Raw genomic sequence first — 17716 nt, 5'->3', positions numbered from 1 at the left:
GCTTTCTATCGCGGTTCCCGGATGCTCTCGTCGAGGCCGCGCAGCAGGGGGTAGAGGAAGTAGGAGATGACGCTCCTGCGCCCGACGCCGATTTCTCCCTGCACCGCCATGCCCGGAAGCAGTCGGATGCCGTTCGGGATTCCGCGCAAGTCCACTTCATCGATATTCAGGCGCGCCTTGTAGACGAGGGCGCCGCCCAGCCGCGCCTCGGTGTCCTTCGGATCGGATGGAAAGGCGTCGCGGCTGATGGTGCGCACCGTGCCTAGGGCGGTGCCGTGCTTCTGGAAGGGGAAGGCATCGAACTTGATCCGCGCGGGCTGCCCCGCGCCGACATGGCCGATATCCTTAGGCTCGATGAACACCTCCGCTTCGAGCGTCACGTTCGCGGGAACGAGGACGAAGAGCGGCTCGGCCTGGCGCATGACGGACCCGACGGAGCGCTGCGCGACCTCGAGCACCACCGCATCGGTCGGCGCGGTGAGGGTGACAAGGCTGCGGCGCAGTTCCGCCTTCTTCAATTCTTCCGCCGCCGCGTCCCGCCGCCCACGCGCTTCGACGAGGGATTCGAGCGTCGCGCGTGCGAAATCGTCGATGAATTCCTGGCGCTGCGAGCGGGCCTTTTCGAGTTCGTGCTGCGTTTCCACTTGCGCGCCGCGCAAGCGCGCGAGGTTCGCCTCGATGTCGAGCCTGACGTCGCGGGCCTGAAGGAGATTAAGCTTCGAGCCGGTCTGGTGCTCCAGAAGAGTCGCGCGCATGGCCTCAATGTCCTGAATGCCCGCGAGCCGTTGCACGAGGATTTCCTCCTCGGTGCGGTTCTTGGCAAGGCTCGCTTCGGCGCGCGCGATTTCTTGCGCGAGATTACGCAGGCGGCTTTCGCTGAAGGCCTTGCGCTGGGCGGCAAGGCGCGCCTCGACGGTTTGCTCCGGGCTCGATGGATTGGCGGGCGTGTAGACGTGGTCCTCGAGTTCCGTCTCGAGCCGGTTCACCATCGCGTCCGCCGCCTCGAACTTCGTTTTCAGTTGCTGCACGTCGGACTGGGTGAATGTCGGATCGAGCACCGCGAGCACCTGACCGGCCTTAACGGTCTGGCCGACATTGACCCCGATGCTGCGGATGACAGAATTTTCCAGCGGCTGGATGACGATGTTGGGTTCGCTCGTAATCAGCTTGCCTCTCGCGACTGCAATTTCATCGACCTCCGTCAGGCACGCGAAGGCAACGGCCACCGCGATGAGCGCCGTAACGAGATAGAGCGTGAGTCGCGCGATGCGCGGGGGAACCCGCTCTTCCACTTCGATGGCGTCCGGCTGGAATTCCACGACATAAGCGGGCCGCCTGCGTCGCGTGGGAGGAAGGATCTCAGGAGCCCGCTTGCCGTCCTCGGGCGTGCGGCGCGCGGGGATCATGCGGCATGCCTCGTCTGCTGGTTCCACAGGTGACGATAGGTGGTGCACGAGGTCAGAAGTTGATCGTGCCGCCCCATCGCGATCAGCCGCCCTCGGTCGATGACGAGGATCGCGCTTGCGTCCACCAAGGTCGAAAGCCGGTGCGATATGATGAGGACTGTGCGGCCTTCCGCGATCTTCGTCAGGTTCTGCCGGATGATGGCCTCGCTGTCCGGATCGAGGGCGCTCGTCGCTTCATCGAGGATCAAAAGGCGCGGATCGGTGACCAGCGCGCGGGCGATGGCGAGCCGCTGCTTTTGTCCGCCCGAGAGATTGGAGGCGTTTTCCTCCAGCATCGTATCGAAGCCGCGCGGCAGACGTTCGATGAACTCCTCGGCGCCTGCGGCCTTGGCGGCGAGCGCGATCTCCTCGAAGGTCGCGGAGGGCTTTGCCGCGGCGATGTTCTCCCGCACCGTTCCGCGAAAGAGGAAGTTGTCCTGCAGCACCACGCCGACGCATTTGCGCAGGTGCACGAGATCGAGCTCGCGGATGTCATAACCGTCGATGCGCACGAGACCCTTCTGGACCGCGTAAAGGCGCTGGATCAGGCGCGTGATCGTCGTCTTGCCGGAGCCGCTGCGCCCCACGATGCCGACGATGCTGCCGGGCTCCACCGTGAACGATACGCCGTCGAGGGCGGGGGGCCGTTCCGGCTGGTAGGTGAACGACACGTCCTCGAACTGGATTTCTCCGTTGAGCGGCGGGCAGAGCCCGCGTTGCGTACCATCCGTCTCCGGCGTGCGGTTCATCACCTCTCCGAGCATGCGCACAGACAGGGCGACCTCCTGATATTCGTGCGCCATCGTCAGGATCTGCACGAGAGGCCCGGAGACGCGGCCCGCCAGCATGTTGAAGGCGACGAGCGCGCCGACCGTCATCTGATGGTTGAACACATCGAGCGCGCCGAGCCCGATGATCGCGACGCTCATCAGCTTTTCGAGGAGGCCGGTCACGCTCTGCGCGGCGGCGGAAATGCGGTCGACATCGTAGCGCATCATCACCGACTGGGCGGAGGAATCGTCCCAGGTACGCCGGCGCAAGGGCTCCAGCGCCAGCGTCTTGATGGTGCGCATGCCGTGCATGGCCTCCACCAGTTGCGCCTGCCGCTCGCCTTCCGCCTCGTAGAGGGCAAGGAGACGGCGGCGGAACGGGCCGATGAGAAGGCCGATGGCGATTGCGACGCAGGCCGTGAAAGCCAGCACCACGAGGGTGAGCTTGACACTGTAGAGAAGAAGCACCGGCAGAAACACGAGGAGCGAGAGCCCATCCAGGATGGTGGTGAACAACCGCCCCGTCAGGAACTCCCGGATGCGCCCCGCCTGCTGCATGTGCTTGACGAGGACGCCCGCCGGAACACGCTCGAAATAGGCGAGCGGCAGGGCGAGGAGATGCGCGAAGGTGCGGACGGCAACACGCATGTCGATGCGGTTGCTCGCATAGAGAAGAAGATAGCGCCGCAGGAAGGTGAAGGCCGCATCGAAGACGAGCGCCAACGCCACGCCGCCCGCGAGCACGTAAAGCGTCGCGTAGGATTCGTGCATCAGCACCTTGTCGATCACGAGCTGCGAGAAGATCGGCACCGCAAGGCCGAGCGCGTAAAGAACAAGCGCGGCGGCGATGACATCGGCAAACAACCGCCGCTGGCGCAGCAATTCCGGCGCGAACCACAGGAAGCCGAACGGGCGGTTCGGGTCCGAGAGGCGCGTGCGCGCGGGCTTCACCAGAATGATCTCGCCCTTCCAGGCCTGGCAGAAATCGTCCTGCGACAGGAAGAGCGGTTCCGGCAAGACGGCCTTCGGGTCGAGGATCAGGATCTTGTCGCCGTCATCCGCTTTGTCCGCGCCGATGACGACGACCCAGTTCCCGTTCTCCAGCCGCGCAAGGGCGGGAAAAGCTCCCGCGAGGCCGAGAAGGGTTGTCCAGGTCATGGAAACCTTACGGGCCCTGAGGCCCGCCTCGCGCGCCATGCGCAGGAGAAGTTGCCAGGACACAGGTTCCTCGCCGACGGCATAGGCGTGGGTGAGATGGTCCACGGTGAGATCCGTGCCGTGGTGGCGTGCAACGGCGACGAGGCACAACAGGCCGGTCTGCGACTCGGGACCCACACAGTCCTCCCTTGATTCAGGAGGAGAAATTCGGCGAGGCGTTGCGGCCCTTGCCCGCCAGTGCTGTCTCGACACTTGCCGGAGCCTGCGCGCCATTGCTCGCGGGGATCGGGGTCTGCTTGATGGCGCCGGCCTCGATCAGGCCGTTCACCGCCTTCTGCATCAGTTCCACCGAATTGGCGAAAGCATCGATCGGCATGACGATCCGCTGCCGCAGCACCGGCTTCGGGTTGTTCTTGGCGTCGCGCTCCGTCGGCGACAGGCTCATCAGGTCGATGCGAACGATAGGGCCCGTGATCGTGATTTCGGCAATGCCGTCTGAATAGACTTCGTCCTGCATTGTTCTTTCCTTTTTCACTGCCCTAGGCCGCCGCTTGCGGGTTGAAGATGACGTCGACCCAGTAATTGGTCTTCTGGAACGTGTTGGAGGGGAACAGGCCGGATGATCCGTAGGCGTAGACGCCGTTGCCGCTCGAGGCGGTGTCCGCCAGCGCGGTGAGCGAGCCGTTGGTGACGTCCGACGTGAAGAAGTTCGTCGTCGCGGCGTAACGCCCGTTGCTGTGGTAGGACACCACGTAGGTCGTCCCCGCCGTGATGGCGACGGGGCTGGAGAAGGACGCCGTCTGCCAGCCGCTCGCCGTCTCGTTGCTGAAGGTGACCGTGCCGAGCAGCGTTCCCGTCGCCGTCCACAAGTGGCCCTGGTGCGTTCCGGTGTCGCCCGAGCCCTTGTAGAACTTGACGCCGGTCACGGAGCCGGAGGTCGACGACCTGAACTTCATGCCGAGTTCGACCGGGCTCGTATCGGATGCGGAGAGAACTGCCGGCGTCGCCGAGGACGAGAACACGCTGATGGGCGAATTCGACGGCGCGGTGACGGTGAGCCCGACATTGGCGGAGGACGTGCCGCCTTTCCCATCGGAGATCGCGTAGGTGAAGCTCGCTGCTCCGGTGTAGCCAGCGGTTGGCGTGAAGGTGACTGCCGTTCCTTGCGCGTTCAGCACGGCGGTTCCGTTCGTGCCTCCGCTGACGCCGGTCACCGAAAGGGTATCGCCATTGGCATCCGTGTCGTTGGCGAGAAGCGAGGCGACAGAGATGGTGATGGCGGTGTTCTGGTTTGTCGTGAAGCCGTTGTCGTTGTTGGCGACGGGGGGCGTGTTCACGGTGGTCGTGGAGGGGTTGAACAGAACGTCCACCCAATAGTTCGTGGATTGGAAGCTGCCGGTCGGGAACAGGCTCGACGAGCCATAGGCGTAAACGCCGTTCGCGCCGGAAGGCGCCGTCAGCGGGCCGTTTGTCACTGCTGATGTGAAGTAGCTGCCCGTCGCGGCGTAGTGGCCGTTGCTGTGGTAGGACACCACGTAGGTCGTCCCCGCCGTGAGCGTGATGGGCGAGGAGAACGTCGCCGTCTGCCAGCCGCTGGCGCTTTCGTTGGTGAACGTCACCGTGCCGAGCAGCGTGCCGGTGGATGTCCACAGGCGGCCCTGATGGGTTCCCGTGTCACCGGTGCCTTTGTAGAACTTGATGCCGGTGACCGTACCGCCCACCGATGCCTGGAATTTCATGCCGAGTTCGACGGGGCTCGTGTCCGGGTCGGAGAGAATCGCCGGCGTCGCCGAGGGCGAGAACAGGCTGACGGACGTTCCGCTCGATGCGCCGACATTGAGGCCGACATTCGCGGAGGATGTGCCGCCTCTCCCATCTGAGATCGTGTAGGAGAAGCTCGCTGCGCCGGTGTAGCCCGCTGTCGGCGTGAAAGTGACCGTATTCACACTCGCGTTGAAGGTCACCGTGCCGTTGGTGCCGTTGCTGACGCCCGTGATGGTCAACGCATCGCCGTTCGCATCGGTGTCGTTGGCGAGGAGCGTCGCGGCGGAGATGGTGATGGCGGTGTTCTGGGTTGTCGTGAAGCCGTTGTCGTTGTTGGCGACCGGAGGATTGTTCGTTGTGCCGCCGGAGGCGTTGAACAGCACGTCCACCCAGTAATTCGTGGACTGGAAGCTGCTGGTCGGGAACACGCTCGAAGAACCGTAAGAGAAAACGCCGTTCGTGCCGGAGAGCGCCGTCAGAGGCCCGTTCGTGACGGGTGCCGTGAAGTAGCTGCTCGTCGCGGCGTAGTGCCCGTTGCTGTGGTAGGAGACCACATAGGTCGTTCCCGCCGTGAGCGTGATGGGCGAGGAGAACGCCGCCGTCTGCCAGCCGCTCGCGGTTTCGTTGGTGAACGTCACGGTGCCGAGCAGCGTGCCGGTCGATGTCCACAAATGGCCTTGATGGGTGCCCGTATCGCCGAGCCCCTTGTAGAACCTGATGCCGGTGACGGTGCCGCCGACCGAGGCCTGGAATTTCATGCCGAGTTCGACCGAGCTCGTGTCCGGGTCGGATGTGACTGTCGGTGTTGCCGAGGGTGAGAACAGGCTCACGCCCGTTGGGCCCGCGACCGTGTAGGTGAGGCCCTGGCCCGGGGTTTCGAGATTGACGCTGTCGTCGACGGCGCGCGTCAGAATTTTGAATGTGCCCGGCGCGGATACGACCCAGGTGTAGCTCCAGTTCTCGTCGCCCGTCGCACGGTGCCAGGTCGCGCCTGAGTCCGTGGACACTTCCACGGCGGCGATGACGCCGCCGCCGCTGTCCGCCGCCGTGCCGGTGATCGTCACCGACTGGCCCATCGTGAAGGACGTGCTGCCGGGCGTGATGATGGTCGATAGGGGCTTTGTCGTGTCGGTGGACTTGGTTGTCTGCACGAGGCCGGATTCGAGGGTGCCGGGCTGGATGCCCATGTCGGCGAGTAGGTTCACCATCGCCTGCTTGATGCGGGCGTCCACCGGCGTCGTTTCAAGATCGTGGTTCGCGTCGAGCGCCCAGGACCAGTAGACCGTTCCCGCGCCGAATACCAAAGCGCCGCTCGGCGCGCGATAGAGCGTCAGGTTGTGGGTGGCGACGCCGCTGCCGACCGTGCTGCCGTAATCCAGAAGATATGTATCGACCGGTACCGTCGTCGAGGACAGGGGGATGAGCCCGGCGGGCCTGAAGCCATTGTCCGGCGATTCATCCCACTCATAGCCGAGATAGCCTGCGGGCAAAGTTGCGGTCTGGCCGGGTTGCAGGTTGGCGATGCTGGTATTGCGCCAGAACCGCAGATTGGCGTCGTCGTAACCGACGGTGATCGAGTCGCGGCGATAGGAATCGACCTGGAAGATGGTGCCCGTCAGAGCGTTCTCCGGTTGGCCTCCGCCCTGCGCAGTCGATGAGACGAAGCGCGGGTCACGCCAGGTTCCGGTCCATTCGTTGCTCGGGTCGATGTCGGCGTTGGCCCAGGTTTCTTTGTAGCAGACGAGGGTGCGATAGGGCGTGCCGTCGGCGCTGTAGCTCTGAGCCCAGCGCGTCTTCCAGTACACCTCGTTGCCGCTCCAGAACGAGAGGTTCACGCCTGCATCGCGGGCGGCCTCCACATTGGCGCGCTGCTGGCCCGACCAGTATTCGTCGTGCCCGACCGACAGGAACATCTTGTGGTTCGTCAGAAGGCTTCCATAGCGGTCGGTGTCCATGCCCGCCATGTAGGAGACGTCGTAGCCGTTCTTCTCCAGCCACATGATCGCCGAGAACTCGGCGCCGAAAATGTAATCCTGCGGTCCCGACGCGAGGCCGCCGCCGCGTGTCGTGATGGGGCGGTTGTAGCTCACCGCATAGGAGCGCCCGCTTCCTCCGGGTCCGTTGCCGCCATAAAGGTTCGCGCCGCCCCACGGGTTGTAGGCCTGCCAGGTTGTGTCGGACGTCTGGAAGATGATGTCGCTGGTGCTGCTGTCGTTGCGGACGATGAAGGGAATGTGGTTCGCGCCCGTGGTGCCGTCCTGCCGCACGAGCTTGGCGATATAGATGCCCGACGTCGCATCGGAAGGAATGTTCCACGATGCCGAAACCGACCAGTTGCCCGCATCGGCCGCGCCGGTGGTTGGATCGCGCAGGGCGGTCGGCTGGGTCTGCAGGCCCGTGTGCTGGATCGTGTCGACCTTCCGTGCGCCCATGCCGCCGTAATAGCCGAGGCGGTAGATATCGATGCGGTAATTGGTGGAATTGGTATTGATCTTGAAGTCGATCTTCTGTCCGCGATTGACGCTGATGTCGGTCGCGAAGCCTTCGATGTTCGAGCTGCCCGCACCGTCGATGCCCCATTCGCTTTCGGGGTTTCCGGTCTTCTGGTTTTCGAGAACGGTGTCGTTCACGGCGGCTGCGGCAAGGGTTTGCGGCGTCGTCGCCGGGCTGTCCGTCGTCACGGGGCCTTGCAGGATTCCGGGTTGTGTCGTGGGGCCGGTGGTTCCAACCTCGGGCCCACCGCCCGCAAGCCAGCGCAGCGGCGTGGCCGAGCCCGTGGCCGCCGGGGCGGACGGCGTTCCGTTGGGCGATGCGGGCGTATCGGCGGTCTGGTTTACCGGGGTGACCTGCGAGCCGGTGGCGGGCTGCGATGCGGTGAATGACCAGCCGTAAGTGCGTGTATCGCCCCGCACGTCAGGCGTGGCGGGAGAATCGTAAGCGCGTGGCACGCCAGTGGCGGCCGTCAACGGATCGAGATGACTCGCCTGCCTCTCGAACGTCCAGGCCGGGCGCGCCGGGCTTGAGGCGCTGGCGGTCGTATCAGTGCGATTGATGAGCTGCCGAAAATCGCCGTGTGGCACGGCGGCAAGCCGCGAAGAGGCCGTATCGCCGTCGCGGCGAACGCTCCACGCATCGTCGGAACCGTCGGGATCCGGCTTGAAGGACGCAAGCCCTTTCAGCAGCCGGGCATGGTTCAAGCCATCGTCGACGAGACGTGCGCGGAACATCGTGAGCCCCCATTGTGAATGAGAACGCTGATTGGCCGTCGTTCAGCATCTCATAGGGGCCGTGGCATTGATAGCAGCAGACCACCCGGGGCGCGGGTCCATTAATGGGTAGTCGCAGGAGGCGCGGATTCCACTTTCGGGTGCGACGCTACTCCATTGGTTGATCGGTATCCCGCCCTAGGGAACGGGCCTCAGATCACGTAGAAATCCGCTGCCGTCATCTTCAGGTTCTTCGAGAGAGTGGCAATTTGCTGCTGCTGCAGCGCGCCGGTTCCATCGGGATCGTAATAGAGCGCGCCGGTCTTCCTGTCGTAGATGATGCGGTCGGACGCATCGTGCGCCGCCGGGCCGGTCCAGAAGGCGGACGCCTTGAGAGCGCCCTTCCGGCCAAGCGCGGTGAAGGCCTCGCGGGCGATATGGATCGTGTCGTACACCACGTTGAAGTCCGTGATGCGGTCGGCATCGAGGCTGGAATAGACCGGCTCGTCGAAGACGAAGATGTCCCTCCCGGCACCACCGCTCAGAACGTCGTAGCCTTCGCCGCCGTTGAGCTTGTCGTTGCCCGCGCCGCCGGAAAGGTAATCGTCGTCGAGGCTGCCGATCAGCGTGTCGTTCCCTGATCCGCCGGAGAGAGTATCGAAGCCGCTGCCGCCGTCGAGCTTGTCGTTGCCGCCCGAACCATAAAGACGGTCGGAGCCTGCCTGACCCTTGATGGTGTCATTGCCGGTAAAGCCGTCGATGCGGTCCGCCAGGCGACTGCCGGAAATCGTGTCGTTGCCCCGCAGGATCGTGGCCGCCGCCGTGTAGGAATCGTTGTAATAGACCCAGCTGTAGAACAGCTCCGCCGAAATGGAGATCTTGGAAATGGTGAGCTCGGAAGCCCCGTAGGCGTCGTAGAGGTCGATCCGGGTCAGCACGCCGTCGATCAGGTGGCCGGTATCGACATCGTAGCCGAAACCGTAACCGAGGAAGTCCGCGTAGCCGTAGGTGTACTCGATCTGCATCCAGTCCGAGCGGGCCGCGGTCATCTCTCCTTCGTACCATCCTCCGATGGAGAGGTTCGAGGTGTCGAGATCGGCGTCGATGCCGGCGGAAATGTAAGCCATCGTATTCTTCCCAGATCGGGCTCTGCGAGCCAACGGCCAAGTCTTAAAGTACCCAGCTTGAACATCTTCTTAACGGGCCGTGCAGCCTCTGTTGTGGTTCCCATTCGGCCCCCGTCGTGCTATCGCGCGCGCATCCCCACCTTCAATGGAGCGGCCCAGCCCATGCCGAGCGACCTGAAGCGCGTTACGCGCGCCCTTTTGTCCGTTTCCGACAAGACCGGCCTTGTGGATTTCGCAAAGGCGCTCGCCGCGAAGGGCGTCGAGCTGGTTTCGACCGGCGGCACCAAGAAGGCGCTTCAGGAGGCGGGGCTTGCGGTCAAGGACGTGAGCGAGCTCACCGGGTTCCCGGAAATGATGGACGGGCGCGTGAAGACGCTGCACCCGGGCGTCCACGGCGGCCTGCTTAGCATCCGCGCCAATCCCGAGCATCAGGCGGCCATGCTGGCCCACGGCATCGTGCCGATCGACCTGCTCGTGGTGAACCTCTACCCCTTCGAGGCGACCATCGCCGCGAAGCGGCCTTATGAGGATTGCATCGAGAATATCGACATCGGCGGCCCGGCGATGATCCGCGCGGCGGCAAAGAACCACGACGATGTCGCGGTGGTCGTGGACGGCGCGGATTATGACGTGATCATCGCGGAGCTTTCCGCGCAAAACGGTTCGCTCTCGCAAGCCCTGCGCCGCCGCCTCGCACAGAAGGCCTATGCGCGCACCGCCGCCTATGACGCGGCGATCTCCAACTGGCTTGCGACCGAGCTCGGCGAGGAAACGCCGCCCTATCGCGCCATCGGCGGAACCTTGGCGGAAGTGATGCGCTACGGCGAGAACCCGCACCAATCCGCCGCCTTCTACAAGACACCGGAACAACGCCCCGGCGTCGCGACGGCGCGGCAGGTGCAGGGCAAGCAGCTGTCCTACAACAACATCAACGATACCGACGCGGCTTATGAATGCGTGGCGGAATTCGCGCCGGAGCGCTCGGCGGCAATCGTCATCGTCAAGCACGCCAACCCTTGCGGCGTGGCGGAAGGCGCGTCCCTGCGCGAAGCTTATGAGAAGGCGCTGCGCTGCGATCCCGTCTCCGCCTTCGGCGGCATCGTCGCCATGAACCGCCCCCTCGATGCGGAGGCCGCGCGCGCCATCACGGAAATCTTCACCGAGGTCATCATCGCGCCGGATGCGAGCGAAGAGGCCATCGCCATCGTCGCCGCCAAGAAGAATCTGCGGCTTCTGCTCGCCGGTGGGCTGCCCGATCCGCGTCAGGAGGGTCTCGCCATCCGCACCGTCGCGGGCGGCTTCCTCGCTCAGGCGCGGGACAACGCCGTCGTCGAGGCGATGGACCTGAAGGTGGTGACGAAGCGCGCGCCGTCGGATCGGGAACTTGCGGATCTGCGCTTTGCCTTCCGCATCGCCAAGCACGTCAAGTCGAACGCCATCGTCTATGCCAAGGACGGCGCGACGGTTGGTATCGGCGCGGGCCAGATGAGCCGTGTCGATTCCTCCCGCATCGCCGCCTGGAAGGCCGCCGAGGCGGCGAAGGCGGCGGGCCTCACGGAAAGCCTCGCCAAGGGATCTGTCGTCGCCTCCGACGCCTTCTTCCCCTTCGCCGACGGACTACTCGCGGCGGCGGAAGCGGGTGCGACGGCGGTGATCCAGCCTGGCGGCTCCATGCGCGACGACGAAGTCATCAAGGCGGCGGACGAGGCCGGCCTTGCGATGGTGTTCACGGGACACCGCCACTTCCGGCATTGAGGCTACAAACTCCCTCTCCCATGGGGAGAAGGTTGGGGTGAGGGGTTACGCCTTGTCCGGAGAGGTCTGTGACCCTCACCCTCGCTTCGCTCGACCTCTCCCTCAGGGAGAGGTGGGCCGCGAGACGTCTAGCGTGTCTCTCGTGTGAATCTCACACCCGCTTCACACCGCTCAACAGCCATCCGCCGACAGTGAAGAAACCGATGAGCACGGCGGGGCCTGCGGCCTGCGTTTCGAAGACTGCTGTCGCCACGGCGACGGCGAGAGGCGCGAGGAAGGACGTGACTTTTCCCGAGAGCGCGAGCAGGCCGAAATAGCGCCCTGCCTCCCGCGCCGGAACGAGGCGGGCGAGCAGGCTGCGGGATGACGCCTGCAACGGCCCCGCCACCGCGCCGATGATGAGGCCGAGAGCGACGAACATTTTTTCGGGCACGGACGGATAAAGTCCTGCCCTCATGTCCGGCGGCGCGGTCGACACCACGAAAAGAACGCGGTCGGGGCCGAGCGACAAGACGCCGACGCATACCGCGATCAGCACAAGGATAGCGCCCATGATGACGGGCTTTGCGCCGAAAGCGTCGTCGAGCCGCCCGCCGATCAACGCGCCGACGGTGCCCGTAACGGTGAGAAGAATGCCGAAGACGCCGAGCTCCGTGGCGCGCCAGCCGAACACGCCCGCGCCGTAGATGCCGCCGAAGGCGAAGAGCGCGACGAGCGCATCCTGATAGACCATGTTCGCGAGAAGAAAGCGCCCGACGCTTTCATGCCGCCGCGCATCGGCGATGGTGCTCTTCACCTGCGCGATGCCTTTGCGTACGGCTTCCGCGAGCGGAAGGCTCGAGCGGGCGATGTCCGGCGTGAACAGAAAGAGCGGCGCGACGAAGACGAGGAACCACAGGGCCGCGAACGGACCCGTGATGCGATCTCCCTCGCGCGTCGCGGGATCGAGCCCGAAGAGCGGCTTGATGCCGAGAAGAGTGCGTCCCGTGTCATGATCGGCGGCGAGAAAGCCGAGGACGATGACGAGCGACACCAGTCCGCCGAGATAGCCGATAGCCCAGCCCGTGCCGGAAAGCCGCCCGAAGCGTTCCGGCGGCACGAGGTGCGGGATCATGGAATTGTTGAACACGGTGGCGACTTCGACGGCGACCGTGCCGAAGGCGAAGGCCAGAAGCGCGATGGCGATTCCGTAGGTCGCGCCGGGGGCCGCGAACCACATGACACTGCAGGCGAGAAACAGCACGAGCCCGCATCCGGCGATCCACGGCTTCTTCGGCCCCGTGGCATCCGCAATCGAGCCGAGGACGGGGGAGAGGAACGCCAGCGTCAGCCCCGCCGCCGCCGTGGCGTAGCCCCACAAACTCTGGCCCGTCACTGGATCGGGCGCGAGGGCGGACGCGAAATAGGGCGCGAAGACGAAGGTAGTGACGAGGGTGAAGAAGGGCTGGCAGGCCCAATCGAAGAACAGCCAGCCAAGGATTGCGGCGCTGGAGGCTGTGGGGGTGGGGGCGATGGCGTCATCCCCGGGTGGAGGTGATGACGCCATCGGCATGCTTATCCCTTCACCAGATCGCCGAGGAGGCTTGCGGCGACGCTCACCTTGGAGAGCGTGAGGCCGGAGGTGACGATGTTGTCGACCGCGTTGCGGATGCGTTGGAGGTCCGCGCCGCGCCGCTCGCTCCACGCCGCCACGCCCACATCACCGGCAGCCCCTTGCGAGACGATCTCGGCGGTGAGGTTGCGGTGGGCGAAGGCGATGCCGTCGATGGCGCGGTCGAGCGCGAGGCGATCAAAGTAATCGCTCACGCTGATGCCGTTGGCCGCCTGAACGAGCGCGCCGAGGCGGAACGTCGCTTCCACTGCGAAATGCGTGCGCGCGATATCGAGCACGGGCCGTCCAGTCTTCTGCGCCGTCAACACGATGTCGGTCGCGGCGGTGAGATCGGGCAGGGCCGCGAGGCGGCTCGCCAGAGCCTGCGGAACGCCCTGCTGCACGAGATCGCTCGTGCGCGCATCGAGCAGCGCCAAGGCCTCCGGCGCGAGTGTGGTGCGCAGCGAGCGCTCCACCTCCGCGACGCCCGCGCCGTAGACGCCGACGATGTCATCGAGCGGGGTGTTGAGGAAGTCCACGTTGCGGATGAACCACACGATCCGGCTCATCAAAAGGTCCTGCAACTCGCCATAGAGGCCAAGCTGCAGCGCGCCCGGCACCTTGCCGTCGAGGGCGTCGATGGCGAAGTTGAGGTCGGTCAGGCCGAACGCATCGCGCGTTGCCGCGTAAGCCGCGGCAATCGTCGGCGCGTCCGTGCCGGTCTGGTCCACGAGGCGGGCCACCATCGTCGGGCCGCCGCGATTGATGATGGCGTTCGCAAGCTGCGTCGCGATGATCTCGCGGCGCAGGCGATGGCCGGCGATGGCATCCGGGAAGCGCTCGCGCATCTCGTCAGGGAAGTACCGGTCGAGTTCCTTGCCGAGATACGGATCGTCCGGCACCGGGCTTGCCAGAAGCTCATCGTGCAGCGAGAGCTTGGCATAAGCCAGAAGAATAGCGATCTCGGGCCGTGTCAGCGCCTCGCCACGGCGCGCGCGCTCGGTGAGCGTGGCGTCGTCGGGCAGGTATTCCACGTTGCGGTCGAGACGACCCTGCGCTTCCAGCATGTGCATGAGGCGGCGCGCGAAGCCGAGATCGGACAGACCGCGCCGCTCGGCCAGCGAGAGCGCCAGCGTCTGCAGGTAGTTGTTGCGCAAGACAAGCCGCGCCACCTCGTCCGTCATGTCCGCGAGGAGGGCGTTGCGCGCCTCGTAAGGCAGGCGTCCGTCCCGCTCCGGCGTCGTGAGCGCGATCTTGATGTTCACTTCCACGTCGGAGGTGTTCACGCCCGCCGAGTTGTCGATGGCGTCGGTGTTGAGGCGAATGCCTGCGCGCGCCGCTTCGATGCGCCCGCGCTGGGTCATGCCGAGGTTCGCGCCTTCGCCGATCACCTTGGCGCGCACGTCGCCGCCGGCGATGCGGATGGCGTCGTTGGCACGGTCGCCCACCTGCTCGTCGGTCTCGGTCGACGCGCGGATATAGGTGCCGATGCCACCGAACCAGAGCAGGCCGACTTCAGCCTTGAGGATCGCGGTCATCACCTCGGTCGGCGTCGCTTCCGTCTTGTCGAGGCCGAGGAGCGCGCGCACTTCCGGCGAGAGCGGAATGGACTTCGCGCCGCGCGGGAAGACGCCGCCGCCCTTGGAGATGAGCGCCTTGTCGTAATCCTGCCAGCTGGAACGTGGCAGGGCGAAGAGGCGCTCGCGCTCCTTGAACGCGGATTCCGGATCGGGTGTCGGATCGAGGAAGATGTCGCGATGGTCGAAGGCCGCGACGAGCTTGATGGCGCGCGAGAGCAGCATGCCATTGCCGAACACGTCGCCCGACATGTCGCCGACGCCGGCCACCGTCACCGGCTGCGACTGGATGTCGATATCCATTTCGCGGAAGTGGCGCTTCACCGCTTCCCACGCGCCGCGGGCGGTGATGCCCATCTTCTTGTGGTCATAGCCCTGGCTGCCGCCGGAGGCGAAGGCGTCGCCGAGCCAGTGATGCTTTTCCGCTGAGAGGGCGTTCGCCGTGTCGGAGAAGGTCGCCGTGCCCTTGTCGGCGGCGACGACGAGGTAAGGATCGTCACCGTCATGGCGCACGGTATCGGCGGGCGGCGTTATATGATCGCCCTCGATGTTGTCGGTGAGCTGCAGCAGGGTGCGCACGAAGATGCGGTAGCTTTCCGTGCCCTCGTTGAGCCAGGCCTGACGGTCGCTCGGCGGCGGCAGGTGCTTTGGAACGAAGCCGCCCTTCGCGCCGACAGGCACGATTACGGCGTTCTTGACCTGCTGCGCCTTCACGAGGCCGAGGACTTCCGTGCGGAAATCCTGCGGACGATCCGACCAGCGCAGGCCTCCGCGCGCCACCTTGCCGAAGCGCAGATGCACGCCTTCGACACGCGGCGAGTAGACGAAGATCTCGTATAGAGGCTTCGGCAGCGGCAGCCCCTCGACCTTCGCGCATTCGAACTTGAATGCGATGGTCTGACGCGGCAGGCCGTTTGGTTCCAACTGGAAGAAGTTGGTGCGGACCGCAGCTTCCATGAGATTGATGAAGCGGCGCAGGATGCGGTCGTCGTCGAGGCTCGTGACGCTCTTGAGCTGTTCCTCGATCTCGGCGCGTATCGCGGATTCTCTCGTCGCTCGCTCTTCCATCGTTTCGATGCGCGAATCGAAGCGGGCATAGAAATAGGCGACGAGCTTTGCCGCGATGGCGCTGTGCCGCGCCAGTGTCTCGGCGAGATAGTCCTGCGCATAAGGAATGCGGATCTGGCGGAGATAGCGGCCGAAGGCGCGCACCATCGCCACATCGCGCCAGCCGAGGCCGGCTTCCAGGACGAGGCGGTTGAAGGCGTCCGACTCGGCAAGGTCCCGGAACAGGGCGAGCAGGGCCGCCTCGATCAGGTCGCTGATCTCGGCAATGACGATGGGCCCGCCCGAGGCGCGCTCCAGCGTCATGTCGTGCAGCCAGATACGGTCCGCGCCGTTGGGGCCGGGCAGGACGACGCGATAGGTTCGCTCGTTCACCACCCGGAAGCCGAGGTTCTCGAGGAGCGGTACGCGCTCGGAGAGCGGCAGCGCCATCCCGCGCGAGAACACCTTCAGATGAACGCGCGTCTCCTCGTCGCCCTCGCGGCGGGAGAGATCGACGGCGCGCGGGCGCGCGTCTGAGAGCTGTTCGAGAATGCTCACGTCGACGATGGCTTCTTCGACGCTGAAAGCCTCGCGATAGCCGGCGCTGAAGGCGCGGGCGTAGCGGGAGGCAAGAGCGCGGGCGCGCGGGCCGCCGACGGTCTCGGCGAGGCGGTCGCTCAAGGAATCGGCCCAGGTGCGGACGATGGTGGAGATGCCCTTTTCGAGCGTCTCACGCGGCACCCTCGGCGTTTCGCCTTCATCGCGCCCGATGATGTAATGGGTGCGCGCCAAAGGCCCTTCCGGATAAGCCGGATAGATCGCGGAAATGCGGCCCTCGTAGATTCCGGCGAGGAATTCCGCGATGCGGCGGCTGGTGTCGGTGTCGTAGTGGTCCTTCGGCACGTAGACCAGGATCGAAACGAACCGGTCGAACTGGTCCGGCCGCGCCAGCGCACGCACGCGCGGCCGCTCGGACAGGTTCATAATGTCGATGGCGAAGTTATAGAGCGTGTCCTCGTCGATCTGGAAAAGATCGTCGCGGGGGTAGCTTTCCAGAACGTTGAGAAGCGAGCGGCCGGAATAACTCGCCGGATCGAACCCGGCACGCGCCACGACACGCGCCACCTTCAGGCGCAGGTAAGGCACTTCCGCCGTGGTGTTGTTATAGGCGCTCGATGTGAAAAGGCCGACGACGCGCAGTTCTCCCTGCACCTGACCTTTGCCGTCGAACAGCTTCATGCCGACGTAATCGAGATGCGCGCGGCGATGGACGAGCGACTTCACATTCGCCTTGGTGATGATGAGCGCCTTCGGCTGCGCCATGAAGGTGCGGATTTCCGGCGTCATCGCCACAAGCTCGCGCCCACGGCGCAGCACGCGCACGGACGGATCGCGCAACAGGCCAAGGCCCGTGCCTTCCACCGGATCGGCGGCGACATCACTCAAGGGCAGGCGGTATTCGCGCAGACCTAAGAAAGTGAAGTTGTTCTCGATGATCCATTCGAGGAAGGCGATGGCCTCCCGCGTCTCATCCTCCGGCAGCGGCGGCGGATTGGCCTTGTAGTCGCGGATGATATCGTTGAGGCGGGCGCGCATCGGCGACCAGTCACGCACGGCGACGGCGACATCCGCATAAACGCGTCTGAGGTTGGAAATCAGCCGTTCACGCTCCGCCGGCTCATCGATGCGCGGCAGATGAATGTGAATGAAGCTCTCGCGTTGCACGCTATCCTGCGCGGGGGCGGAAGCTTCGCCGACGAGACGAATCAGGTTGCCCTTCGCATCGCGCTCGACGGCGAGAATGGGGTGCGCCACGAGCAGCGGCTCAAATCCCTCGCTGACGATTTCGGCGAGCGTCGAATCGAGCAGGAACGGCATGTTGTCGTTGAGGACTTCAAGAACCGTTACATCCTTGCTGCGGCCATCATGCTCGATTTCGAAGTCGAGCAGGCGGATATCCGCCCCGTCCGCGCGCGGCGCGGCAAGGTGGGCGTAAGCTGCTTTCGCAAGGCTTGCGAGCGTTTGCGGCGTGTAGGCGCTGAGATCCTCGGACGGCACGCGGCCGAAGAGATCGCTCACGAATGTGGGGGGAAGGGTTGCGTGCTCAGGTTCGAGCAGAGCGACGGCAGCGGCAGTCAAGTCGCTTCCACTGGTTGGCGTTTCCAGTTTCATGCGGTGATCCTCTTAAGTGATCGTTATCGCGACCCCTCGCACGAACCACATATGGAAGCAACACCGGCCACGCATTCTTCAGCGCGCAATCGTGAAGTTTGAAA

At 65.0% G+C, this 17716-nt stretch carries 8 protein-coding genes; 1 reads left to right on the top strand and 7 read right to left on the bottom strand.

Annotated elements, in window-relative coordinates; translation table 11 throughout:
* Window positions 1–5: 5 nt before the first annotated feature.
* The 5 genes from DQW91_RS01735 to DQW91_RS01715 form a co-directional block, all read right to left on the bottom strand.
* Window positions 6–1406: an HlyD family type I secretion periplasmic adaptor subunit gene (locus DQW91_RS01735; RefSeq protein WP_112661846.1), complete on the bottom strand. Its 1401-nt coding sequence runs from the start codon at window positions 1404–1406 to the stop codon at window positions 6–8.
* Entirely contained in the window at window positions 1403–3550 is a 2148-nt protein-coding gene (locus tag DQW91_RS01730; RefSeq protein ID WP_245410862.1) for a peptidase domain-containing ABC transporter, read from the bottom strand. Before DQW91_RS01730 ends, DQW91_RS01735 begins: the two co-directional genes overlap by 4 nt.
* Window positions 3551–3566: 16 nt before the next feature.
* On the bottom strand, window positions 3567–3890 hold the full coding sequence (locus tag DQW91_RS01725) for a hypothetical protein (RefSeq protein ID WP_112661844.1): 324 nt from the start codon (window positions 3888–3890) through the stop codon (window positions 3567–3569).
* Window positions 3891–3912: 22 nt separating this feature from the next.
* Window positions 3913–8364 carry a DUF4082 domain-containing protein gene (locus DQW91_RS01720; protein WP_112661843.1) on the bottom strand — a complete coding sequence of 1484 codons (4452 nt, stop codon included), beginning with the start codon at window positions 8362–8364 and terminating at the stop codon, window positions 3913–3915.
* A gap of 191 nt (window positions 8365–8555) precedes the next feature.
* Window positions 8556–9470, bottom strand: a complete 915-nt coding sequence (locus DQW91_RS01715; RefSeq protein ID WP_112661842.1) for a calcium-binding protein — start codon at window positions 9468–9470, stop codon at window positions 8556–8558.
* 162 nt (window positions 9471–9632) lie between these two features.
* On the opposite strand from DQW91_RS01715, the gene purH reads away from it, so the two are divergent.
* Window positions 9633–11225 carry a bifunctional phosphoribosylaminoimidazolecarboxamide formyltransferase/IMP cyclohydrolase gene (gene purH, locus DQW91_RS01710; RefSeq protein ID WP_112661841.1) on the top strand — a complete coding sequence of 531 codons (1593 nt, stop codon included), beginning with the start codon at window positions 9633–9635 and terminating at the stop codon, window positions 11223–11225.
* A gap of 151 nt (window positions 11226–11376) precedes the next feature.
* Here purH and DQW91_RS01705 read toward each other — a convergent pair whose 3' ends face one another.
* Together DQW91_RS01705 and DQW91_RS01700 are read right to left on the bottom strand one after the other, a co-directional pair.
* Entirely contained in the window at window positions 11377–12771 is a 1395-nt protein-coding gene (locus DQW91_RS01705) for an MFS transporter (RefSeq protein ID WP_112662407.1), read from the bottom strand.
* Window positions 12772–12779: 8 nt separating this feature from the next.
* Complete coding sequence (locus tag DQW91_RS01700; RefSeq protein WP_112661840.1) at window positions 12780–17612, bottom strand: NAD-glutamate dehydrogenase; 4833 nt, start codon at window positions 17610–17612, stop codon at window positions 12780–12782.
* Window positions 17613–17716 lie beyond the last annotated feature (104 nt).

Source organism: Microvirga flavescens (assembly GCF_003290125.1).
GTDB classification, from domain to species: Bacteria; Pseudomonadota; Alphaproteobacteria; order Rhizobiales; family Beijerinckiaceae; genus Microvirga; species Microvirga flavescens.
The sequence above is the reverse complement of the archived record's forward strand: the minus strand, read 5'-3'. Positions and strand labels throughout refer to the sequence as shown.

Bases quoted from the DNA above. Each gene is read 5' to 3' on its own strand.
- purH (WP_112661841.1), top strand. From the start codon at position 9,633: ATGCCGAGCGACCTGAAGCGCGTTACGCGCGCCCTTTTGTCCGTTTCC.
- DQW91_RS01735 (WP_112661846.1), bottom strand. From the start codon at position 1,406: ATGATCCCCGCGCGCCGCACGCCCGAGGACGGCAAGCGGGCTCCTGAG.
- DQW91_RS01705 (WP_112662407.1), bottom strand. From the start codon at position 12,771: ATGGCGTCATCACCTCCACCCGGGGATGACGCCATCGCCCCCACCCCC.
- DQW91_RS01725 (WP_112661844.1), bottom strand. From the start codon at position 3,890: ATGCAGGACGAAGTCTATTCAGACGGCATTGCCGAAATCACGATCACG.
- DQW91_RS01700 (WP_112661840.1), bottom strand. From the start codon at position 17,612: ATGAAACTGGAAACGCCAACCAGTGGAAGCGACTTGACTGCCGCTGCC.
- DQW91_RS01715 (WP_112661842.1), bottom strand. From the start codon at position 9,470: ATGGCTTACATTTCCGCCGGCATCGACGCCGATCTCGACACCTCGAAC.
- DQW91_RS01720 (WP_112661843.1), bottom strand. From the start codon at position 8,364: ATGTTCCGCGCACGTCTCGTCGACGATGGCTTGAACCATGCCCGGCTG.